Origin of the sequence: Enterococcus sp. DIV0294 (assembly GCF_050558155.1) — a bacterium.
Classification (GTDB): domain Bacteria; phylum Bacillota; class Bacilli; order Lactobacillales; family Enterococcaceae; genus Enterococcus; species Enterococcus faecalis.
On record NZ_CP187889.1, the window covers coordinates 1,877,737 to 1,900,096 of the forward strand.

Consider the following 22,360-nt stretch of genomic DNA (forward strand, 5'->3'; position numbering starts at 1 on the left):
GCTCCTTAACTGTTTTTATTTTGATAATTTTGAAAAAACTTTTCTCTGTCTTTCTCCAACAAGTCTACTTTGGTTGCTTGTTGATACGTAGCTAATTTCTCTTTGTAGCATGTGTTGATATAGGCATTTTTGCCAAATTGTGGTGCTTCTTCAAACTGTAAAAGTTGCCCTCCTTCCTTATTAAAAATATAAAAGTATTGGTTTTCGTGGTATCCTTTCACCACGGTACCAACAGCTTTTTCACTAAGAATCTCCCCAACAGACAACGAATAAATATCCTCTTTTTGGATTTCTGCACTCTTCAATTGATACGATTCAATAACAAGATTAGGTAATTTATTTTGCCACTCCAATAACGTCTCCTCATAAGATAGATTCGGAGAGATTGCTTCGGCTATTTTTTCTAATTCTGCTTGCTTACCTGAAAAAGTTGGAATTTCAATTGCTTCAATAAAGTAATCGGTCTTTTTATATTTATCCTCCAATTGCTCAAAGGCCTGCCGCAATTCTTTTTGCGTTGGCTTTTCTTTCTCCATTAATTTCTCTTTTATTTGGTCCTGTAATTGTTGATCTTTTGCATCTAGAAATTGCCAGAGCATTAAACTGCTCTTTTGGTCTTGCCATTCTTTTTTTTCTTGCCCAAATGTTTGTGAGTGGGCTATATCTAACTCCGTCGCCAGCTGTTTAATCATTTTATGTTGTACTAAATCCTTCGTTGCAACCTTCAGTAGTTCCTGAGTGGGTGATTTTCCGTTATACGTTTTGCGCCAGAAATTTTTCCCAAACGAAGTTAAATTATTCTGATCAGAGAATTGCTTCGCTACACGATTCATATTTTTATCGCCATAAACAATCAATTCTTCGACTTGGATTGCTTCGTTATTAATCATACTTTGCTGGCTGGTAGTAAAAATAACGAGCACAAAAATAGCACCTATCAAAAAGCTACTTAAAATAATTATTTTTTTCTTCATTCGTTCGCTCCCTCCACTTTAATAAACAAGGCAAGAACAAAATAAGCAATCCCACCTTCATTCATTTTCCTGAAAATCGAGATTACTTATTATGTAAAAATTATTTATTCTTTTTTTGCTTTTCATGCAATTTCCCAGTATTTAAATAAATAATCCCTAGGAACAGGACAGGGGTTACAACAAACCCAAACTGTGGCTTCAAAAACATCATTGCAAACATTGAGAATAGTAAAAAAACATTTAGACAGCTGACATACCATTTCCGCAGTCCATAGTAAATTGAAATCCGAAACACATCTTTAAAAGAAGCTTGCGGGTTTCGTACTTGAAAATACCAAGCATTCAGCATAATAGCTAACCCAAAAATTAGCAGAAGGACCATCAATGGAATAAACCATTTACCAATCGTTGTTTTGGCAAAAAAGAATATATCTGTCACACTGATGATGCTACTTCCTAAGCCTAGCAAGCTGATAAGAAAGCCTCTTAACCCAAACTGACGAAACTTTTGGAAAAAAGTTTTAAATGGATCCAGCTCCTTTTCTTCTTTAAAAGTATCGATTAAGCCTAAAAGTGCAATCATCCCTGCCCCCATCGGCAACAACGTTACTACAAAAAGTGGGAGGTTTCGTGGATCAATGTCTAAGCTAATCACCGCTATGAAAAAAGGAATGTTCACTAAGAGAAGCCCTAGATTACCGATAAATAAAATGTAAAGCCAGCGAAAAATTTTCATATAGATATTATTATCAAAGGTTTGCTTAGTAAACATTCAAACTTCCTCCTAATTCTTCATTCCAGATGTAGCAATACCTTCAACAAAGTATTTTTGCATTGCTAAAAAGACAATCCCTACTGGTAAAATAGAAACCACTGATGCGGCCATGATTAAGGCATATTCAGCATCAAATAAACCGACGAACATTTTCAAACCTAACTGAATCGTTTTATTCTCAGTAGAAGATAAATAAATGAAAGGTCCCATATAGTCATTCCATGTATTCACAAAAGTAATAATCGTGAGACTGGCTAAAGCTGGTTTGGTTAATGGTAAAATAATTTTCCAATAAATTCCCCACTCACTTAACCCATCAATCCGCGCGCTTTCACATAGTGAATCTGGAATACTGCTGTAATATTGTTTCAGTAAAAAGACCCCAAATGCATTAAATGCTTGTAATAAAACAAGTGACCATAATGTATCAGTCAAACCTAGTTGACGCATCATAATAAATTGTGGAATCATATACGATTGCCAAGGAATAGCAATTGTTGCGATGTACGTAATAAAAAGTGTATCTCTTCCTCTAAAATTCATTTTTGAAAAGCCATATGCTGCAAAACTTGAAGTAAATAGTTGAATAATTGTAATCACAATACTTAAAAATAACGTATTTTTAAAGAAAGTTAACAATGGAATGCGTTCCCAAATAACGGAATAGTTTTCTGGATGCCAACTTTTAGGAATCCATTGAATTGGAATGGTGAAAACTTCATTGTTTGTTTTAAATGATGCTGAAACCATCCAAATGAAAGGCACCAAAGTAATTAACGCAAGTAAAGTTAAGAGAATGATTACAAGGATCCCACCAGGTGTGACTTTTTCTGCTTTTTTCGTTTTTGCTTTTCGAGTATTTTCTTTTTTTGAAAAAGTTGCTTCCATCTTTTCTCCTCCTAAACTTTCTCTTGATGTTGATTCCATTTAAATTGAGCCACAGTAATCGCTAGAACGATGACGAATAAGACCATCGCAATGGCTGATGCATAACCAAAATTAAATTTGACAAATGCTTCATTGTAAATTTCATAAACTAACACATTCGTTGCACGTCCTGGTCCACCACCAGTCATAACTTGAACTAAGTCAAACACTTTGAAACAGTTAATTACAAGCATGATAGTCACGAAAAAGGTCGTTGGTCGTAATGAAGGTAAGGTAACATTTAAAAATTGATTCCATTTACCCGCGCCATCCATTGACGCTGCTTCATATAATTCTCTTGGCACACTTTGTAAACCAGCTAAATACAAAATCATATAATACCCCATAAAGCGCCACACACTAACGATGATAATTGCTGGTAAAGCCCAAGTAGAACTAGATGTCCAGCCAGGAGGATTTTCAATAAATAATTTCAAAAATTGATTAATTGGTCCCATTGTTGGATGAAATAGCATATTCCAAACGACCGCAATCGCAACTAATGACGTTACATAAGGAAAGAAAAAAGCCGTTCTAAAAAATTTCATCCCTCTAATTTTACGATTCAACAAAATCGCTAGTCCTAATGAGCAAATCAATGTTAACGGAACAACACCAATCGTATAGATAAACGTTTGTTTTAACGAAATCCAAAACGTATCATCATGAATCATTTTGGTGAAATTTTTCATTCCGACAAATTCAGGAGTTGAAAAAGAATCCCAACTCATAAAAGCTAAAATCAGTGAACAGATAACCGGGATTAAAGTGAAGAGGAAAAAGCCAATAAAGTTTGGTGCGATAAAAGATAACGCAGTCCACGTATTTTTTCGTCTCAATTTATTTGCTGTTTTTGTTTTTGAAGTAATTTCCATAATTGCATTCTGTTAAGTGAACTTAACAGGCCCTCCTTCCAAACTCAAGCTACATTCTTTATTTAAAAAAATAAGCTGAAATTCATTGTAGGTTACTCATTTCAGCTTATTTTTTTCATCAATCTTTTGTGTTTTTGCAGGAAATAATAATTAGTCTATCTCTGCTTTGACACGTTTTTCCATGTTAGCAATACCATCTTTTGGTTTTTCGTCGCCGACCATAATTAAATCATGTTCTTCTTGTAATACTTTATCAATTGCGGCACCGTTTTTATCAGATGGGAATTCTAAATTAATTGTATCTGGGTTAAAGGCTTTTTGTGAGACTTCATCTGAAGGCATTCCTTTTCTTGCAAAGTAGATTTTATCAATTTCATCTGTTTTATAAGAAGGAACCACCCCTACTTCTGCTAAAAGTTTTGCACCTTCTTTACCTGAAGCAAAGTCTAAGAATTTTTGAGCAGCTTTTTGTTTTTTACTGTTTTTATTAATTGCAAAACTTGTCGGTGAGCCAAAGGTAGTTGCTTTGCCTTTTTCTTGTTGTGGTATTTCGGCAATCCCCCATTCGACATTTGTTTTGCCATCATCAATGTTTGTTAATAAAGTCCCCATGTACCAGCTACCCATGTACATTATCGCCGCTTTTGAATTTTCAAATTGTGATTGATACGTTACTTTTGTTGATTTTGCTGTTCCAAAATCCATTTGTGATTGATCTTTTTGCATTCTCAATGCGCGATCATAATAAGTTTCCATATAATTGTATTTTGGTTCAATCAAATTGGCATTGTTTTGAGCAGCAGCAATCGCTTGAACGGTTGAGCGCCAAGTATGTTGATAGGCACCATATACTTGTTCTTCTGGTTTAGATAATTTTTTCGCTAACTCTTCATATTCATCCCAAGTTAAGTTATCGGGATAGGCAATTCCGGCTTCATCAAACATTTTTTTATTGTAATACAATACCCAGAAATCTGTACGGTAAGGCTGAGCATAGGTTTTACCATCGATTTCATACATCTCGTAACTTGCTTTAGCAGGTTCGATATCTAAATCTTTAACGTGATCGGTTAAATCCACCAATTGATTGCGTAGCGCGTAATTAGAATATGAAAGTAAGTTTTTCATGGTTAAAATATCCGTCGTATCTCCTGATGAAAGCATCGTTGTTACTTTTGTGTCATAATCATCTGAAGCAATGTCCACCGGTTCAATAGTGATATCAGGATTTTCCGCTTCAAAAGCTCTGAATAATTTCTCAAATTCTGGGGTCGTGTCATAATTCCAAGTAGTTACTGTTAATTTTGTTTTGCCATCTTCACTCTTTTCAGTTGCTTTCTTTTCACTTGAACCACCACATGCTGTTAAAGTTACTGCCGCCACTGCTAACAACGCTGCCGCTGTTAAGCCTTTTTTCCAAAATTTCATTTGTACTACCTCCGCTATTTATTATTTTTTAGGAGTTTTCCTCCATGAATTACCAAAAAGAATACCAGCTTTTCGCTAAACGAGTTAACGCTTCCAAATAAAAGTAGTCGCCCCAAATCATGCATTCATCGACTCCTGTATTTGTTTTTTTATCATAGACACCATGAAGCAATAGGCCGTTCGACTCTGGTCGTAAAACCGTTGTATACTTTTCCGCTAATGCTTGTAATAGTTCTAGCGCAACCTTTTCATAATAGCCATGTTTTTCATCATTTAATGGAAGCTGACGAGATAATTCTAGTAAGCCACATGCAGCAATTGCAGCAGATGAGCTATCACGTTCTTCTTCACTCCCTTCATTGAAAATTAAATCCCAGTAACAGATTTTGTCCTCTGGTAATTCTTGAATAAAGTAATCAGCAACATTTTTGGCTGTTTCCAGAAAACTACTATCTCCTGTATATAAATAACTTAACGTAAAGCCGTAAATTCCCCAGGATTGGCCGCGAGCCCAACAAGAATCATCTGAGTATCCTTGCTGCGTCTTACCGTATAAAGCTTCGCCTGTTTCCGTATCAAAATAATACGTATGGAACGTGGTGTGATTTTCTCGCACAATATATTTTTGTGTTTGTTTCGCATGATTGTAGGCAGCTTCATAATACTCTTGCTTGCCAGTCATTTTTGCTGCAAAGTATAATAATGGTAAGTTCATTAAACAATCAATAATCATTCTACCTCGTTGCTCTGGATCGTCTAAATTCCCCCAAGCTTGAATAATCTTGGCTTTTGGTGAATAACGTTTCATTAATAAGTCCGCAGCTTGCAAGGCCATTTCTTTTGAGGCCTCATGACCATTGACTTGATAATCAGCAATGGCTGTTAAAATATACAAAAAGCCTATATCATGTGTTTCCAGCTCAATTTGTTCATCTAAGCGATGTTGAAAAGAAGCTATCTGTGTGGCAATCACCTCATCGAACTCTGTTGAATTTGTTAATTCCTTTGCTAAAAATAACATTCCTGGCCAAAAGCTGGCCGTCCAGTCAATATTTTCTTCAGGATAATAAATTTGATTTAAACTTGCCGCGGGTGGAACTAATTCTTTAAATGTCTCTAAATTTCCTCGAACTTTGTTTAAAGCAAAACTGATTTGCTTCGGCAACCACTCAATCTGTCCATTTTCTGTCATTGTGTATTTCTCCCCCTAATTCCCCAAAATTACAACTTTTTCTTCAACTAAAAGCTGATTTTCTTTTAACCTAACTTTAACTGGCTCAATTTGTTCATTCGGTAGTACGCCTGTCACCAATGAAATTAAAAGATGTTTCCCTTTCGACAAGTTTGCTTTCAAATATGGCAACTCCGTTAACGGATAAAGTAAATTTGTATTCGGTTCTGTCCGAATAATCGCAGCTTCAGAAAAACCGTTGATATTTTCTACTTTTGACACACCTTTTACATTTTTTACCTCAGCCATTTGATCAGAAACACAAGTGACCTTTTCATCGAAGAGCGGGATTGAGAAGCCACCTTCATAAGCCACTAATGCACGTTGTGTCTCAATTTCGTGGATCCGTAAATGTTGGCCTTCTAATGGTACAATTGTCGTTTTGATTGCTACATCGGACCAAGGATGCCATTGATGAATGATACGATCATCAAGAATTTCGTACTGATCATCTAATCCTTTCGTGCGGAAATAATGGTCGTCTTCAGCTAAAGCCAAGCAATTATCATAAGCACCTTCGTAATACCAATAATCACTCTTTATAGTACTGAAACCAAAATGGGAAGAATAAACAAATTTACTATATTTATCATGCGCATGAGCTTGATAATTAATAAATTGTCCCGCTGGAAACATTAAACCATGTGTTCCTGCATCATTTACTTGATAATAGTTCCGACTTTCTGGTGAAGGTAAGTGTTTTTCTGGAAAGCTAATAGGCTGTGTTTCTGCTTGCCAATAAGGATGATCTTTTGGAACCGCTAACAAAATGAATGTTTTAAAGGCCCAATAAGGTGAACCAGGACCATTATAGCCTTCGGCAAAGACCATATTTTGATAATCATAACCTACCGACAATAATCCATCTGTTGTAAAAATATCTTTGTTCATCCATTGATGAAGATGTCGGCTGATTAGACCTTTAATCTCACCCCACGGCAATGCTTCAACATCTGCAAAAACTAAGGCACTAAAAAATGACACTTGAGCAAAACGATACGTTAAGCTACGTCCAAAGGGAATCGCTTCTCCTGGCTGAGTAAACCAATACTTAAACTCTTGCGCGAACAAAGTTGCTCGTTCCTTCATAATAGCCACTCTTGCGATATCTTCCGGGGCAAAACGACAATACAATAAACTATAATAATGAATAGCGAAAGAAACATAATAATCAACTTGTGTCTCGACTCCGTCATAATACCAACCATTACCGACATAAAAACGATCAATTACAGCCAAATCAACAGCAATCTGTTCTTTTGAATACGGCATTTCACAATGTTTCATCGCTAAATTCAGCAACACTCTAAAGAAATGCCAATTATTTGGCGGAACAATGTTTTCATTGGCTTGTATCAGCCAACTGTGTAAATTGTTTTGCTGTTCTTTTGTTAATTGGTCCCACGTTTTTTCTTTGTTTAACAAAAGAAATGTACTTAATGCTGCCATCTCAACAATCAATTGATCATAATCTTTTGTTTTTCCCCAATAAGATGAACTCTCAGGATCGGTTCCTTCGATAATTCCCGTTAGAAAGTCATTCAAATACTCACTTTCATTTTGCGTTACATAAGGACCTAGTCCCCATAATGGTCGTAAAAATGCCTCCGCATCACGTGTCCCTTTAGAATAAACCGTTCCGTGTGTCCCTAAATCCAGATGACCTTGATACTCTCGATCAAAAAACAATTCCAGTGGCGCTAATAAATCTTCAAATCCTTCTGCAACTTCTTCGTATGTTTCAAAAGGATTCTGTCTAATTCGTGGCTGAATCATGATTCTCCTCACTTTCAATTAATATCCCTTTCAAAAAGCCGTAATATTCTCCGTAAACTGTCACTTCGTCACCAATTTTCAATTTTTTCTTTTGCTCATTAAAAACTTGATATTTACTAGAACCACTTTTCAAAATAAAACGATCACCTTTTTTTATTAAACTGGAACGACTGTCGCTCTCAACAATCTCCCCTTTCAAAGAAATATATTCATTTAAACGAACGTCACCATTTTGTAATTCTGTTTCTGAATAAGACTGTGCCGTTTCGTTTCCTTTAGATTTTGAAGAGATTCTTCATCAAATTCTTTTTCACCGGATTTACAACCTGTTAAAGCAAGTAAAATTAGTAAAAAAAGTGAAAATCTTTTCACTAAACCACCTTCTCCATCGAATTAAAGCGCTTTCTTTGACTTTATAGTATATTTTTTTAGTCAAAAAATCAATAGTTTTTGCTAAAAAAAAGTAAAAAAAGCTTTTTCTTGCTTTTTTTTACTAAAAAGAAATATACTATATGCTATAATAGTACTTGAGAAGGAGGCATTTAGAATGGCAACTATCACAGATATCGCAAAAGTAGCGAATGTTTCAATTTCAACTGTATCGCGAGTTCTGAACTATGATCCAAACTTATCCGTTACAGAGGAAACCAAGCGAAAAATTTTTGAAGCAGCAGAAACCCTGAATTATACGAAATATAAAACTAAAAATAAAAACAAACAGCAGGAGCAACTGACACCTAACCTTTCCGTACAAACAGCTCCGCAAGAGCCTTCGATTGCCGTCGTTCAGTGGCGTTCAGATGACGAAGAACTAACGGATATTTACTATATGTCGATTCGTTTAGGCGCTGAAAAACGGGCCGAAGAGTTAGGTTACAATATTCTAAAAGTTTCCCAATTGGAACAACATAACCTTCAAGGGATTGATGGCATTTTGGCAATTGGCAAATTCACTCAAAAGACGTTACAAGAGTTGCAGCAACTGCATCCCAATCTTTGTGTAATTGGCAGTAATTTCCCATTGGAAGAATTTGATTCTGTAAATACTGATTTTTATCAAGCAACCGAGATTGCCTTAACCCATCTTTTGGAATTGGGCCACGAAAAAATTGCCTTTATTGGTGCCGAAGAAAGCGAAAATATGTATGGTTTCCGTCGCTATAAAACACCGACAACCAACGCTTATCTTGACATTATGCAACATTATCACTTGTTTAACGAAGATTATTTTATCTTAAAAGAAAATGGCATGTTGGATGTCAAAACAGGGGAACAATTGACAGAAGAAGCGTTAGAGAAATGGGGAAATGATTTACCTACTGCGATTCTTGCTTATAATGACGCCTTTGCAATCGGTGTGATACATACGTTAGCCGCACACGGTATAAAGGTTCCTGAAGAAATTAGTGTCATGGGGATCAATGATATTTCTATTTCTCAATATGTCTCACCGCCGCTATCCTCTGTCCATGCCTTTACTGAAGAAATGGGCGAGACAGGCATTAATTTATTGCACAAACGAATTCAAATGCCTAGCATTCCTCGTAGAGTCCTGTTAAACACAGAATTGGTTGTCCGCCAATCGACAACTAGCCCACGCCAGAAATAAAAAATAAGGACCGCTCCTATAAAGGAACCGTCCTTATTTTTTATTTGTTTTGACCAAATAATTCAATTTGTGTTAATGCTGGAAATGGTGATGGTTCATCTGCTTGAATTAACTCTGTTAGTATCACCCACTCCGCTGCCCGTTTCGCAAAGGTAAAGCTCTGGCGTTGCTCAGTCTTAACAGTTTTAAAAACTTCATGTGTACCGTCGGAAAATTTTAAAGTCACTTGTTGCCAATAATTATCATGGGGAAAGTCCGCTCGTAATGTTAAGATCACTTTATCCAACAAGACTTCACGCCCAAATTCAATTTTTAATGCGGCATCTAATTGCTGATTAATCCCCCATGATTGATAAGGATACGGCCCATGATAAAGATTAGCAAAGGTACCGTCAATCGCATTGCAAGCAAAAAAAGTAGCATCATTTCGCGTTTCCACGTTGGCAGATGCATGAGGATACGCACCAGTAAAATGTTGTAAATCATGCGGATTTAACGCCCAATTACGATAACTCTTAATTTCTTCTTTAGTGGCAACACGCACACTTATATAAGGTTTCTTGGTTTCAAAACGATACGCTGCTCGCGCTTCGATAGCGTTTTCATTTTTTATGATTGGAAACGTCCATTTTTGTTCTGGAACATAAATCAAACTGCTATCAAGCGTAGCATCTAACTTCACCATTAAATAAGTATTGGGCGTATCTAAACAAACTTGAATCACATCGCCGTCTTGTAATTGACAATCCCGAGCAGCTAAACAAACAAAATCTTTTCCTGTAATAGTTAACTCTTTCAAAGAATCTGAATCATCTATCTTAGCTTTTCTAACTTCTTGTTCTTGATTTAAAATCGATAATGAAATACACGTCATATGCTTCCCTCCTAGTTTTACCTTTATTATATATTATTTTAGTAAATTAATCTATTTTTTACTAAAATAATAACTTTAGCTTTATTTCTATAAAAGCATTTGGTACTCACTATAAAACGTAAGATTTTGATTCTGCTCTTTTTGAACACAATAAAAAAGCAAGACATCAACCAAAGTTGACTGATGCCCCACTCTCTAAATCTTACTTTTCGATACTTGCGAGTATCTTCTCTGTGTTCATATAACGAAAATCTTCTTGATCGATAAAAACAACCTGCCCCTGACAGCCTTCTAAATATTTTTCCACTTTTTCTTTGACACGAGCGACTTGTGGGGTCAACATTAACACATCATACTCTTTATAACCAAGTTTTTCCTCAATCCGACAAACAGGCGCATAATCTAAATCATAAGATAACTCTTTTTCCCTAATTGCTTCAAGTAATTTTGAAACTAACAGCGATGCACTAATTCCTGTCTCACAAATAATCAATATGTTTTTGCTCATAAACTTCTCCTCATTCATGAAATATTTTTATCTAGCAAATCCGATTGGTGAAAATGCTACATAGGTTAGGATAACCACGACAACTAATATACTTGCGACAAGTTTTGTATGTTTCCAAGGTTCAATATTTACTTTCGTATCAAAAGAATTTAAAACAAATTCGCCATCTGGTTTTATTTTAGAAACTACTATTAAAATAAGAATGTCTAAGAAGAAGAGCAGGCTTAAGACATATAAAAAATGGATATCTTTCAAAAATACTTTTGATAGCGCATACAAAACAATATGGATAGCAATTGTCATTTTTGCTCCAAAAGCAGTTGCTTTTTTGGAATAAAATGCAAAAAGTATAATCACTAACAATGGCATATTGTATAATCCATTAAACTCTTGAACAAATTGATACAATCCAGCTGGTGCAAAAGAAATAAACGGTGCAACGATAATTGAAATAATCCCTACAATAACTGTAACTGTTTTTCCCGCACGAGCAATTTGTTTGTCATCTGCTTTCTTATTGATAATTGGTTTGTAAAAATCTAGCGAAAACAGAGTGGAGGTTGCATTTAAAGCCCCCGCAAAGGAAGATAAAATTGCCCCAAAAATAACTGCAGCAAAAATGCCGAAAAGCATTTTTGGTAAAACTTCAGTTACTAAATATGGATATGCGTTATCAGGATTGGACATCAACGCATCCCCAAAAAGATTTCTTGCAACAATTCCTGGAAATACTAAGAATAATGCGCCAAACACTTTGAAAATCCCCACTAAAAAAGCCCCTTTTTGTGCTTCTGCTAAATTTTTTCCTGAAAGTGCTTTTTGAACAATCATCTGATTGGTACACCAGAAATACAAATTATTAAACAACATCCCTGTAAATAATGTTGGCCATGGTACAACAGCAGAATCAATTGCACCTACAGAGTTCAGTAACCATGGTGTGTTTTCAACAACCTGTTCAATCCCACCAATAAAACTGCCATCACCCAGTTTCATTAAACCTAGTATTGGAACCAACAAACCACAAACCAATAAACCAACGCCATAAATCGAATCGCTATTGGCACTTAAAGATAGGCCGCCAATCAGCAGATAAAGAATCCCAACAATACCAATCACCATCGCCACAAGAATGATTGCGACAATAGGTTCGACACCCAACAGCTCATCAATATGAAAAATCTTATTGAATACTAGTGACCCAGAATAAAGAACTACTGGTAAAAAAGAAATCATATAGGTAACAATAAACAAGATTGAAATAATTCGTTTTGTAACTGTATCATAACGAATTTCAATGAAATCTGAAACCGTATTAATACCGTATTTAAAATATTTTGGTAAAAAAATGACTGCCAATGCGACAATTGCAATTGCAGCAGTTACTTCCCAAGCCATTACTTCCATTCCTGCATGATAGCTTTGACCGTTTTGTCCAACAATTTGCTCTGTGGATAGGTTGGTCATAATAATTGTCCCAGCAATCGGTAAGGCTGTTAAGCTTCGGCCACCCATGAAGAAACCTTCTGATCCAGAAGTATCTACACTTCTGGATCGAGAATAGGCAAAAATCCATACGCAGATGACAATTACTAGGAAACTGATTATTGAAAATAGATTCATTGTCTAGCTCCTTCTCGATTAGATTAAAGATCGGTGACCTTTCGGATATAGTTTCGTGCTTTGACGGCATATTCAAACGGATTGGCTTTGGCAGGATCTTGTTCCGCTTCAACCACAATCCAACCTTCATAGCCACTCTCTTCGATTGCTGACCAAATTGGTTTGAAATCAATCATACCATCCCCAGGGACTGTAAAGACGCCTTTTTTCACGGCCTTTAAGAAGCTATCTTCTTCTGTTCTGACTTCCTCTGCCATTTGTTGGCGAATATCTTTGAAGTGAATGTGTTTAATCCGGTCTTGATAGCGCTGATAGATTGCGATTGGATCTTCTCCTGAGAAGACAAGATGGCCAGTGTCAAACAATAATTTAACTTTTGTCGGATCCGTCATTTTCATTAATCGATCGATTTCTTCAGTCGTTTGGACTCCTGTCCCCATATGGTGATGGTAAACAATCTCCATACCTTTTTCATGTGCCAAGTCACCTAGTTTTTCTAATCCTTCAGCTAGTTTTTGCCACTCTTCATCAGAAAAAATTGGTTTCTCATTAAAAACAGGAGCCGTCATAATTCCTTGTATGCTGTGTCCTTGTTCAGCCACAACAATAACCTTAGCATCCATTGCATGTAAAAAATCTCGATGTTTTTTGAAGTCTTCCGCTGTTTCTTCGAAAGGTTTTGTTGTTAAAAATGTACTAAACCAGGCACTCGCTACTTTTAGTCCACGAATATCTAAATATTGTTTTAAAACCTGTGGATCTTTTGGATACTTATTGCCAATCTCCGTACCTGTGAATCCAGCTAGCGCCATCTCACTAACGCATTGTTCAAACGTATTTTCGCTTCCTAGCTCTGGCATATCATCATTTGTCCATGCAATCGGCGCAATAGCTAGTTGAATTTGTTTCGCCATTATGTCACTCTCCTACTTCATTTATAGTTGTACCAAACGATTCGTATCAAATGATTCTTGACAAGCTAATGCAATTTTTGTTGATTGTAGACCATCTTCTGCATTAACTGCTGGTTGACGTTTTTCTTGAATACAGGAAATAAATTCTTGTGCTTCTCGAATGAACGCTTCTCTAAATCTTTCTGGAAAGTTTTGAGAGCAAGGTCGCACAATCCCTTGATTATTCATAACAGTCACTAAATTTTTTTCAGGTACTTGCGCTACTCGTAATATCCCTTTGGTGCCCATGATTTCTGTTTCGACATGGTAACCATGTGTAGCATTTCTTCCAGCAACTAGTAAAGCCATTGTTTTATCTTTAAGACTCATCATAGCTGCTCCGGTTTCCAATTCACCGACTTGATCTAATTCTGGATATGCAGCATTTTTACCAATTGCCCAAACTTGTTCTACCTCTTGACCAGTAAACCAACGAACCAAATCAATATCGTGAATCGCCATATCTAGAAATAAACCGCCACTATCATTGTTCATTGCAAACTTAACGAAGCTTTCCAGTCCATCACTTGGATCAATTCCATAACAACGAATTAACGTGACTTCTCCGATTTCCCCGTCTTCTACCATTTTTTTCGCATACTGATAAGATTCATCGTAACGGCGCATGAAACCTAACATAAATACTTGCTCGGGATATTTTCCAATAACCTCTTGTGTTTTTTTTATGTCCTCAATTTCAATTCCCAATGGTTTTTCAGTAAATACGTGTTTCCCATTTTCCATAGCTAAACGGACTTGTTCACAGTGGAATCCTGAAGGTGAAACAATAAAAACGGCATCAATTACAGCGCTTTGAACCATTTCTTCATAACTAGAAAACGTATACTTAACACCTAACTCCTTCTGTGCAAATGCTAATTCTGATTCAACTAAACTACAGGCGGCCGTAAGCTCACAGCCACTAACAGCAGAAGATAAATTTTTTGCGTGTACCTTGCCTAATCTACCTAGTCCTACGATTCCTACTCTAATATTTTCCACAAAAACCCTCCTTTTTTTAAGAATTATTTGGTATATAACGCTGGTTGTTCATCTATTTCAATCATTACTTTTTCCCCTGACTCACGAGATTCATGACAAGCCATCATTGTGATTGCTGCCACGTAGCCATCCCAAGCAGTTGGACCAACAAGTTTATCGTTTTTAATTGAATCAACCCATAACTTAAATTCGTAATCATACGCATCTAAAAAACGCGTTTGCCAGTCGGGCGAAATTGGTGTGTAATTTTTCTCCGCAGCTTTAATTTTGGTATAGGCTGGATCCGTCATTCCGACTTCTGCCGTTTCAAAAACTACGTCACACTTAATGTCGTAGCCAAAACGACAATTAACAAAAATTTCTAAATCAATTGTTACACCTGATTTCGTCTGGAAAATCAGTAATTGAGGATCATGTAAATCTGCATGTGTATGGCTGGTTTTCTTTGGTAAAATCATTTGCACTGAGGCATAATCTTCGTCTAATAGCCAACGAAGAACATCGATTTCATGGATTGCAGTATTACTGATTGCCATTGGCGTTTTATAATTTTCATCGGCACTTGGATTTCTATGCGCACAATGGAGCATCAGCGCTTCACCATACTGTTTTGATTCAATTGCTTCTTTCAACTCAATGTAGCCACGATCGTATCGACGCATGAAGCCCACCTGTACCAATTTTTTACCATAAGCGACTTCTGCATCTACAATTCGGCGACATCCTGCGGCATCCATTGCTAATGGTTTTTCGCAGAATACGTATTTTCCATGCTTGATTGCTTCCAAGACATATTTTTCGTGTGTTGGGTCCCAGGAAGTAACAACAACAACTTCCACTTCTTCAGAAGCAATTAATTCTTCGCCTGTTTTGAAAAATTGAGCCCCAATCTCCTCAGCAATTTTGCTTGCCGCTTCAACATTAATATCTGATACTGCTGTTACAAAAGCGCCTTGTGTCTTGTGATTAATTCTGTTAATATGTTCGATTCCAATCGCCCCTGTACCAATTACGCCTACTTTTACTTTCAATTATTTGTCCTCCGATTTCTTTATTTTATGCGTATTATGTATACGCTTACAATTTTATTTAGTCAATCATTATTTTCAGAAAGTCATGTCTTATATTTGTACAAATAAAAGATACTTTCACCGCTTTAATCATAGAATCCTCGAAGCTCCTTTGACAGAGCTTCGAAGTAAAACTAGTTTATTTCGCTAGGAGCGTATCGAGCGGTCACAACTTTTCGATGTGTATAAAATTCTACACTGTCTTTTCCGTTGGCGTGTAAGTCACCATAGAAAGAGTGTTTCCAGCCGGAAAAAGCAAACCAAGCCATTGGTGCTGGTACACCTAAATTGATGCCTAACATTCCTGCATCAACATTCTCTCTAAAGTAACGGATAGCTGAAGCATTACTCGTATAGAGGCATGAACCGTTAGCAAATTCTGATTGATTGGTCAGTGTAACTGCTGCTTCTAGATTTTTCACTCGAACAATTGAGGCAACGGGTGCAAAAATTTCATCTTGCCAAATCTTCATGTCCATCGTGACACGATCAAAGATCGTAGGTCCCACGAAGTAGCCTTTTTCAGGAATATTTTCACGGCCATCTAACAATAAGTCCGCTCCTTCATCAATACCTTTTTGAATGTAATCAAATGTTCGTTGCTGCGCCTCTTTTCGAATCACGGGGCCTAAAAAGACTCCTTCTTCCAGACCATTTCCAATTTTTATCGTCTGTGCTGCAGCCTTAAATTTTTCAACGAATTGATCTGCAATAGTTTCTTCTACAACGATCACCGAAGCAGCCATACAGCGTTCACCGGCTGATCCAAAAGAGCCACCGATAATGTCTTTTACTGCACGATCAAGGTTGGCATCTTTTAAAACGATAACATGATTTTTTGCGCCAGTTAGTGCCTGGACTCGTTTCAGATTTTTTGTTCCTTCTTTATAGACATATTCACCAACATTTTTTGAGCCCACAAAGCTAATTCCTTTTACTAATGGATCACGCAATAAAGTATTAACAACATCGTGTGCCCCATAGACAACATTAAAGACGCCACTTGGAAATCCTGCTTCTTCTATTAATTCAACAATTTTTTCCATCAATAATGGCGTTTTTTCGGAAGGCTTCAGCACCACCGTATTCCCTGCTGCTAACGCCATTGGGAAAATCCAAAACGGTACCATCATCGGAAAATTGAAAGGAGTAATTCCCCCCACAACACCGATGGGATAACGGTAATTGGTAATTTCAATATCTGTAGCCGCTGTGGATAGAGAATCACCCATTATTAAATTCGTAATGCTCGCTGCGTGCTCGACATTTTCAATCCCTCGCTGAACCTCACCTAATGATTCTGACAAAGATTTTCCATTTTCAAGCGTAATTAATCGTGCTAGCTCTTCTTTATTCGTCATCAATAAATGATGCAATTTGAAAAGATAGCGGCCACGAACTGGAACACTTACTTTTTTCCATGTTTGAAAAGCCTCATCCGCTACTCTGATTGCTTCTGCAGTTTCTGCTTCACTAGATAATGGAACATTTACTAATGCTTCTTCTGTTGCCGGATTGACCACTTCTTCAAATTCAGTGGCTGTACTTGTTACCCAGCGGCCACCTATATAATTCTTTAAAAATCGAGTCATTTATTTTCCTCCTAAAAAAGTCTACTTATTTTTTATTTCTAATTGTTAGTCAATTCGTTCCGATTTAAAATCCACTCGTGTTTTTTCTCGTTATGAAACTTCCAAATTCGTTCAGGTCCTGCCATCACATTTAAATAATAAGAGGTGTAGCCATCTGGCACGCCGACAGGATGATATCCCTTAGGTACTTCCACAACATTTTGATGCTCTACAGTCATCGTTTCATCTATAGAACCATCCTCTGTATATACTCGTTGGAAAACAAAGCCTTGCTCTGGATTCAGCTCATGATAATACGTCTCTTCTAAATAAGATTCGTCAGGTAAATTTTCTTGGTCATGTTTGTGTGGTGGATAGCTAGAAAAGTTACCACCTTCAGTGTAGACTTCAACCACCAACAAACTACTGGCAGTATCGACATTGTCTGGTAAAATGTTATGCACTAGTCGTTTATTCTGATATATCCCTCGTTTTTCAACCGTATTTTCCTCAGCGGTAATCACGTGCACTGGTAACGTTTTTTTAGCTGGCGAATAACAAAGGGCCAAACGAACAGTATCAGAAGTTGCTATTAGTTCAAACGACGTTTTTGCTGGGATATAGATACTATCTGTCGGAATTTTTTCAAAAACAGAGGTTCGTTTACCTAAATTCTCGTACCATTTATCGCTCACCTTAACATTGATTTTGCCAGTTAATACGACGATACAAACTTCCAGTTCATTACCAGCTTCTTGATACATTGCTCCATTATCTAATTCAAGAACTTGAAACTCAATATACTGTAAATCAGTGTTGTTTTTTCGAATATTTTGAACTTGTCGAACACCGGGAGCTAGTTCTTTTATCAACGGTTGATGTTTCAATGTTTTTTTCAATTCATTCGCTCCTAACTTTTTGGTTGTATAACGAATACCTAATATTTTCTAGCAGTTGCAAGTTTTTCTTTTTTAACTTGGTATGCTTCTTGAATCGCTGGTTTTTCTGATACTTCAGCAACACCGACATTCCACCAACTACCATCGTAACCAGCAGTCATTGTTTTAGGAAGAACATTTATTTCAATCAATGTCGATTGCATTTGGTTTTTCGCGTCGACAATCGCCTGTTTTAGTTCTTCAATCGAATGGACTTGATACGCTTTGGCACCATATCCTTCAGCGATTTTAGCATAATTGATATTCATAATTTCGCCTTTTGTATTTCTAAATTCCGTCCCTTGACTTATGCCGCCATTCTCCATTTGCAGATTATTAATGCATCCGAACCCAGAATTATTGAACAGAACAATATTGATTTTTTTGTCATATTGTAATGCAGAGACCAGCTCGCTATGCAACATCAAAAAACTACCGTCACCGACTAATGCGTAAACCTCTTGATTAGGATTAGCAAGCCGTACCCCCATTGCACCAGCAATTTCATAGCCCATACAAGAATAGCCATACTCTAAATGATAAGTATTTTCCTTTACAGGATTCCACAATCGTTGCATATCGCCTGGCAATGACCCTGCCGAACCAATCACAATCGCATCATCTTCGACAAAATCATTCAGATGAACGAAAACCTCTGTTTGTGTCAGAGTTGTATGCAAAGAATCAGCATAATCATTTAAAATATCCTGTGTAAAGTGGTTTTTGATTTCCGGATCAAAATCTTTCCGTTTAAAATGAGTTGTTTTTAATCGCTCCCGCTCTTTCACCCATTCGTTCTTCAGTTCAGTGATTTTTTCACCATAAGCCGTTCGATATCCTTCAATCATTGGCAGAATTCCTTCTAAGGTTGCTCGAGCATCTCCCACAATTTGAAACGCTTCCATTTTGTAAGTCTGTGGTCGACTTACGTTAATATTTATCATTTTTGATTGTTCAAAATTAAAAATACTTTTTGATGCAGTGGTAAAATCCGTATAACGCGTGCCAATTCCAATAATCAAATCCGCTTGCTGAACAGCTTTATTAGCAGCCGAGGTACCTAAAATTCCCAAGCCTCCAAGATTATTTTCAAATTCCCATGAAACAGTTGATTTACCAGCATGTGTTTCAACCAAAGGTATCTGATGAACTTGAGAAATTTTCTGAAGGCTCTCACCTGCTTCTGAATACTTGCAGCCGCCCCCCACAATAATTACTGGGTGTTTACTATCCTTTATCAAGTGACTAGCTGTTTCAAGCTCACGAATTGTCGGCATCCGTCGATCGATATAATGAACTCTTTTTCTAAAAAACTCTACTGGATAATCATAGGCTTCTGACTCAACATCTTGTGGCAAACAAATGGTGGCAGGTCCTGTAGTTGCAGGATTGGTCATAACTTCAAATGCTCGTAGCAATGCTGACATCAGTTGTTCTGGACGATTAATACGATCCCAATAGCGAGAAACTGCTTGGAAAGCATCGTTGGTAGAAAAAGTTACACTTGATTCATGTTCCAACTGCTGTAATACGGGATCTGGTTGCCGAGTAGCAAACGTATCTGCTGGCAGAAACAATACAGGTATATTATTAGCGAAAGCCGTTCCAGCAGCAGTCAATAAATTAGCAGAACCTGGACCAGCGGAAGCTGAAACTGCGAATATTTTCTTACGTAAACTTTGTCTAGCAAAAGCGATAGCAGCATGAGCCATCCCTTGTTCGTTTTTTCCACTGTAACTTTTTAAATGTCCCGGAGCTTGTTCCAACGCTTGACCAATCCCTAAAACATTCCCATGACCATATACATGAAAGATTCCTTCCACATAAGGTGTTTCTTTTCCATCAATGCTGATATATTGTTGATTCAAAAATTTTAATAATGCTTGTGCTGTCGTTAAACGAATCGTCTTTTCCATTTTATCCACCTTAAATCCTGGCGATCATTTCGCCGTATATTTCCTTCTCCAGTTTAATGAACTCTTTTACTTCTTGCGTCGTTGGTAAAGAATCTGAGCAATTGTTACTTTTGACCATCATCGAAGCTTCCGCTGAGCCAAACTCTAAGCAATCGATAATTTCCCAACCTTCAAATAAACCATATAAAAATCCAGCTGCATAGCCATCACCGCCACCAAATCCCTTGCGTGCCTCCACTGGAAATGGTTTAATTGAAAACTGTTGTTGATCTGCTGTATAAGCTGTTGAGCCTTTCATTCCGTGTTTAATAACGACTATTTGAGCGCCACAATTATGCCAAAAAACAGCGCTTTCATTATCTGTCATATTTGGTTGAATCAATCTTTCAGTTAAATCAAATTCTTCTCTCGAGCCCATAATAATATCTGATTCTTTCGCAACTATTGAATAATAAATAGCGATTTCATCCACATTTTTCCAATTGTATTCTCGATAGTCGATATCAAAAATAATTTTGACGTTGTTTTTTTTCGCTAACATCACAGCTTTTAACACGGCTTCTCTTGAAGGGCTTTCCGCCAAAGCAGTCCCTGAAATTAATAAGGCTTTTGAACGTTTCAAATAATCTTCATCGATATCTTCGACACTTAGTTGTAAATCCGCAGCTTGGTTCCGATACATTAAAATACTACTTTCTTTAGGCGATAGCATTTCTGTAAAAGTCAGACCCAACTTTTCGCCATGCTGCGCTTTACTTATCTGAGAAGTATCAATGCCTTGCTCATTAAAATAATCAATAACATATTCTCCGAACTGGTCATCGGATACTTTCCCAATGAAACCAGCTTTCATCCCATGTTTGGTGATACCCACGGAAATATTTGCAGGAGAACCTCCCACAAACTTTTCAAACATATGAACATTTTTTAAAGGCTTAAATTCTTCTTTAACTTGCTCATTATAGGCAGGGTTAAAATCGATAGCCACTCTACCTAAAAGAACTAGATCAAATTCTTTTGATTGATCAAAGCTAATATAACTCATAGATCCACCTCTTCTTCGTTCTTCTATTATTTACAAACGAATTATAGCACGCTTTCAAAATGCGTGCAACATTAAATTAGCACATTATTTTGCGTGCATTTTAAAAGAACGCAAAAAAAGAAGCATGAATTGCTTTACAGCAAGCTTCACACTTCTGTTAAAGATTATATTTTGTTTTAATAATGATATCTGTAAATAACATCTCTTCTGTCATAATTTTATTGTTCTGTAGTTGATTCGCTAATAATAGCAAAGAACGATAGCCCTGCGTAAAACCATCTTGATCAATTAGAAAATCAACTTGATTTTTTTTCAGCATCTCGATATTTTTCTCAGTTAAATCATAGATAATCACATACGGTCTGTCTTTCCCTGCCCTTTTTTTTAACACACGAGCAATTCCTGCTTGACCTCCTGAAAACACAACGACACCTTTTAAATTAGTGTAGTTCTCTAATGTGTCACTTAAAATCTTTTCGACTTCATCGCTCGAATCAAAACTGCTTTGAACACCTGTTAATTTCAATTGTGGAAATGACTGTTTCAATTCTTCAACAAAACCAGCAACTCGTAAACTATTCACACTATTTCCAAAATATCCAGTAATAGCTAGGACATCTCCCTCTCCTTTTGTCAACATTCCTAATAATCCAGCAGCTGTCTTCCCGCTTTTAAAGTTATCCATTCCGACAAAGCATTGACGTTTACTACCAACAATGTCCGAATTGAATGTGATGACCTTAATGCCTTGTTCCGTAAGCTGATTGATTTTTTCCCTAATCGCCACACTATCAACTGGCATGATGGCAATTCCTTTTACACCAAGTTCTAACAAGCGTTCAAGTGCCTGTAACTGCGTCGCTTCATCGACCCCGTCTATTTCCTCTAAAAAGCAATCAATATTTCTTTTTTTTAGATCACCTATAACTGCTTGTAAACCTGATCGAATTGGAATCATAAAAGAAGATTTTGCCAATTGTGTCACAACACCTAATTTGATTGGTTCTTCTTTGGCCATCTTTTTTTTCTTCGGAACATAGTTCATTTCTTTCGCTATTGTTTTAATTTTTTCAGCAACCTCAGGATTGATTCGGCCGCGATTATTCAATGCTCGATCCACAGTTCCCCTAGATACTCCTGCTTTTTCAGCAATTTCTTTTATTGTTCCAGCCATTTGTTCTCTCCTTATTTACTTGATTTGCAAAATTATTTTGATTATTTATAAGCTTTCGTATGTATATTCTATCACAATATAAAAAAGCACG

Annotated in this window: 19 protein-coding genes and 1 pseudogene; 1 reads left to right on the forward strand and 19 read right to left on the reverse strand. The window is 36.7% G+C overall.

Features of this window, described 5'->3' with window-relative positions; all coding sequences use genetic code 11:
* Positions 1-5: 5 nt before the first annotated feature.
* The 8 genes and pseudogenes from IGJ20_RS09195 to IGJ20_RS09230 all read right to left on the reverse strand — a co-directional run bounded on the left by IGJ20_RS09195 (position 6) and on the right by IGJ20_RS09230 (position 8,358).
* Positions 6-974, reverse strand: a complete 969-nt coding sequence (locus IGJ20_RS09195; RefSeq protein WP_142425667.1) for a hypothetical protein — start codon at positions 972-974, stop codon at positions 6-8.
* Between the two features lie 100 nt (positions 975-1,074).
* On the reverse strand, positions 1,075-1,746 hold the full coding sequence (locus IGJ20_RS09200) for a hypothetical protein (RefSeq protein WP_002389950.1): 672 nt from the start codon (positions 1,744-1,746) through the stop codon (positions 1,075-1,077).
* 12 nt (positions 1,747-1,758) lie between these two features.
* Positions 1,759-2,676: a carbohydrate ABC transporter permease gene (locus tag IGJ20_RS09205; RefSeq protein WP_002383582.1), complete on the reverse strand. Its 918-nt coding sequence runs from the start codon at positions 2,674-2,676 to the stop codon at positions 1,759-1,761.
* Positions 2,649-3,551: a carbohydrate ABC transporter permease gene (locus tag IGJ20_RS09210; protein WP_142425666.1), complete on the reverse strand. Its 903-nt coding sequence runs from the start codon at positions 3,549-3,551 to the stop codon at positions 2,649-2,651. Before IGJ20_RS09210 ends, IGJ20_RS09205 begins: the two co-directional genes overlap by 28 nt.
* Positions 3,552-3,701: 150 nt before the next feature.
* Positions 3,702-4,979 (reverse strand): ABC transporter substrate-binding protein, encoded by a 1,278-nt coding sequence (locus IGJ20_RS09215; RefSeq protein WP_142425665.1) that lies wholly within the window; start codon positions 4,977-4,979, stop codon positions 3,702-3,704.
* A gap of 49 nt (positions 4,980-5,028) precedes the next feature.
* On the reverse strand, positions 5,029-6,171 hold the full coding sequence (locus tag IGJ20_RS09220; RefSeq protein WP_142425664.1) for a glycoside hydrolase family 88 protein: 1,143 nt from the start codon (positions 6,169-6,171) through the stop codon (positions 5,029-5,031).
* Positions 6,172-6,186: 15 nt separating this feature from the next.
* On the reverse strand, positions 6,187-7,986 hold the full coding sequence (locus IGJ20_RS09225; protein WP_430605173.1) for a DUF2264 domain-containing protein: 1,800 nt from the start codon (positions 7,984-7,986) through the stop codon (positions 6,187-6,189).
* Positions 7,967-8,358 (reverse strand): annotated as a pseudogene (locus IGJ20_RS09230) (hypothetical protein). The gene IGJ20_RS09225 and the pseudogene IGJ20_RS09230 overlap by 20 nt, the downstream one beginning before the upstream one ends.
* Before the next feature lie 175 nt (positions 8,359-8,533).
* Here IGJ20_RS09230 and IGJ20_RS09235 point away from each other — a divergent pair.
* On the forward strand, positions 8,534-9,595 hold the full coding sequence (locus tag IGJ20_RS09235) for a LacI family DNA-binding transcriptional regulator (RefSeq protein WP_002356832.1): 1,062 nt from the start codon (positions 8,534-8,536) through the stop codon (positions 9,593-9,595).
* A 40-nt stretch (positions 9,596-9,635) separates the two neighbouring features.
* On the opposite strand, the gene IGJ20_RS09240 is transcribed toward IGJ20_RS09235, so the two are convergent.
* The 11 genes from IGJ20_RS09240 to IGJ20_RS09290 all read right to left on the reverse strand — a co-directional run bounded on the left by IGJ20_RS09240 (position 9,636) and on the right by IGJ20_RS09290 (position 22,269).
* A complete protein-coding gene (locus tag IGJ20_RS09240; RefSeq protein ID WP_010823006.1) occupies positions 9,636-10,469 on the reverse strand; it encodes a hypothetical protein in 834 nt (277 codons plus the stop codon).
* A 202-nt stretch (positions 10,470-10,671) separates the two neighbouring features.
* Positions 10,672-10,995, reverse strand: a complete 324-nt coding sequence (locus tag IGJ20_RS09245) for a PTS sugar transporter subunit IIB (protein ID WP_002356829.1) — start codon at positions 10,993-10,995, stop codon at positions 10,672-10,674.
* A 9-nt stretch (positions 10,996-11,004) separates the two neighbouring features.
* Positions 11,005-12,600, reverse strand: coding sequence for a solute:sodium symporter family transporter (locus tag IGJ20_RS09250; protein WP_002388280.1), 1,596 nt, complete (start codon positions 12,598-12,600; stop codon positions 11,005-11,007).
* 23 nt (positions 12,601-12,623) lie between these two features.
* Complete coding sequence (gene iolE, locus IGJ20_RS09255; RefSeq protein ID WP_010712646.1) at positions 12,624-13,514, reverse strand: myo-inosose-2 dehydratase; 891 nt, start codon at positions 13,512-13,514, stop codon at positions 12,624-12,626.
* A gap of 21 nt (positions 13,515-13,535) precedes the next feature.
* Positions 13,536-14,555 (reverse strand): inositol 2-dehydrogenase, encoded by a 1,020-nt coding sequence (iolG, locus tag IGJ20_RS09260; protein WP_142425662.1) that lies wholly within the window; start codon positions 14,553-14,555, stop codon positions 13,536-13,538.
* A 23-nt stretch (positions 14,556-14,578) separates the two neighbouring features.
* Positions 14,579-15,586: a Gfo/Idh/MocA family protein gene (locus IGJ20_RS09265; RefSeq protein ID WP_002356824.1), complete on the reverse strand. Its 1,008-nt coding sequence runs from the start codon at positions 15,584-15,586 to the stop codon at positions 14,579-14,581.
* A gap of 173 nt (positions 15,587-15,759) precedes the next feature.
* Entirely contained in the window at positions 15,760-17,217 is a 1,458-nt protein-coding gene (locus tag IGJ20_RS09270; RefSeq protein ID WP_002362150.1) for a CoA-acylating methylmalonate-semialdehyde dehydrogenase, read from the reverse strand.
* A gap of 38 nt (positions 17,218-17,255) precedes the next feature.
* Positions 17,256-18,095: a 5-deoxy-glucuronate isomerase gene (gene iolB / locus IGJ20_RS09275; protein ID WP_002372122.1), complete on the reverse strand. Its 840-nt coding sequence runs from the start codon at positions 18,093-18,095 to the stop codon at positions 17,256-17,258.
* 38 nt (positions 18,096-18,133) lie between these two features.
* Entirely contained in the window at positions 18,134-20,050 is a 1,917-nt protein-coding gene (gene iolD, locus IGJ20_RS09280) for a 3D-(3,5/4)-trihydroxycyclohexane-1,2-dione acylhydrolase (decyclizing) (protein ID WP_142425661.1), read from the reverse strand.
* Between the two features lie 10 nt (positions 20,051-20,060).
* The gene (gene iolC / locus IGJ20_RS09285; RefSeq protein WP_002362153.1) at positions 20,061-21,095 is read right to left on the reverse strand and encodes a 5-dehydro-2-deoxygluconokinase; all 1,035 of its coding nucleotides are present in this window, start codon (positions 21,093-21,095) and stop codon (positions 20,061-20,063) included.
* Between the two features lie 157 nt (positions 21,096-21,252).
* Positions 21,253-22,269 carry a LacI family DNA-binding transcriptional regulator gene (locus tag IGJ20_RS09290; RefSeq protein ID WP_142425660.1) on the reverse strand — a complete coding sequence of 339 codons (1,017 nt, stop codon included), beginning with the start codon at positions 22,267-22,269 and terminating at the stop codon, positions 21,253-21,255.
* Between the last annotated feature and the right edge of the window lie 91 nt (positions 22,270-22,360).

Bases quoted from the DNA above. Each gene is read 5' to 3' on its own strand.
- IGJ20_RS09205 (WP_002383582.1), bottom strand. From the start codon at position 2,676: ATGGAATCAACATCAAGAGAAAGTTTAGGAGGAGAAAAGATGGAAGCA.
- IGJ20_RS09195 (WP_142425667.1), bottom strand. From the start codon at position 974: ATGAAGAAAAAAATAATTATTTTAAGTAGCTTTTTGATAGGTGCTATT.
- IGJ20_RS09235 (WP_002356832.1), top strand. From the start codon at position 8,534: ATGGCAACTATCACAGATATCGCAAAAGTAGCGAATGTTTCAATTTCA.
- IGJ20_RS09215 (WP_142425665.1), bottom strand. From the start codon at position 4,979: ATGAAATTTTGGAAAAAAGGCTTAACAGCGGCAGCGTTGTTAGCAGTG.
- iolC (WP_002362153.1), bottom strand. From the start codon at position 21,095: ATGAGTTATATTAGCTTTGATCAATCAAAAGAATTTGATCTAGTTCTT.
- IGJ20_RS09270 (WP_002362150.1), bottom strand. From the start codon at position 17,217: ATGACTCGATTTTTAAAGAATTATATAGGTGGCCGCTGGGTAACAAGT.
- IGJ20_RS09290 (WP_142425660.1), bottom strand. From the start codon at position 22,269: ATGGCTGGAACAATAAAAGAAATTGCTGAAAAAGCAGGAGTATCTAGG.
- IGJ20_RS09245 (WP_002356829.1), bottom strand. From the start codon at position 10,995: ATGAATGAGGAGAAGTTTATGAGCAAAAACATATTGATTATTTGTGAG.
- IGJ20_RS09240 (WP_010823006.1), bottom strand. From the start codon at position 10,469: ATGACGTGTATTTCATTATCGATTTTAAATCAAGAACAAGAAGTTAGA.
- IGJ20_RS09250 (WP_002388280.1), bottom strand. From the start codon at position 12,600: ATGAATCTATTTTCAATAATCAGTTTCCTAGTAATTGTCATCTGCGTA.
- iolE (WP_010712646.1), bottom strand. From the start codon at position 13,514: ATGGCGAAACAAATTCAACTAGCTATTGCGCCGATTGCATGGACAAAT.
- IGJ20_RS09225 (WP_430605173.1), bottom strand. From the start codon at position 7,986: ATGATTCAGCCACGAATTAGACAGAATCCTTTTGAAACATACGAAGAA.
- IGJ20_RS09200 (WP_002389950.1), bottom strand. From the start codon at position 1,746: ATGTTTACTAAGCAAACCTTTGATAATAATATCTATATGAAAATTTTT.
- IGJ20_RS09210 (WP_142425666.1), bottom strand. From the start codon at position 3,551: ATGGAAATTACTTCAAAAACAAAAACAGCAAATAAATTGAGACGAAAA.
- iolD (WP_142425661.1), bottom strand. From the start codon at position 20,050: ATGGAAAAGACGATTCGTTTAACGACAGCACAAGCATTATTAAAATTT.
- IGJ20_RS09220 (WP_142425664.1), bottom strand. From the start codon at position 6,171: ATGACAGAAAATGGACAGATTGAGTGGTTGCCGAAGCAAATCAGTTTT.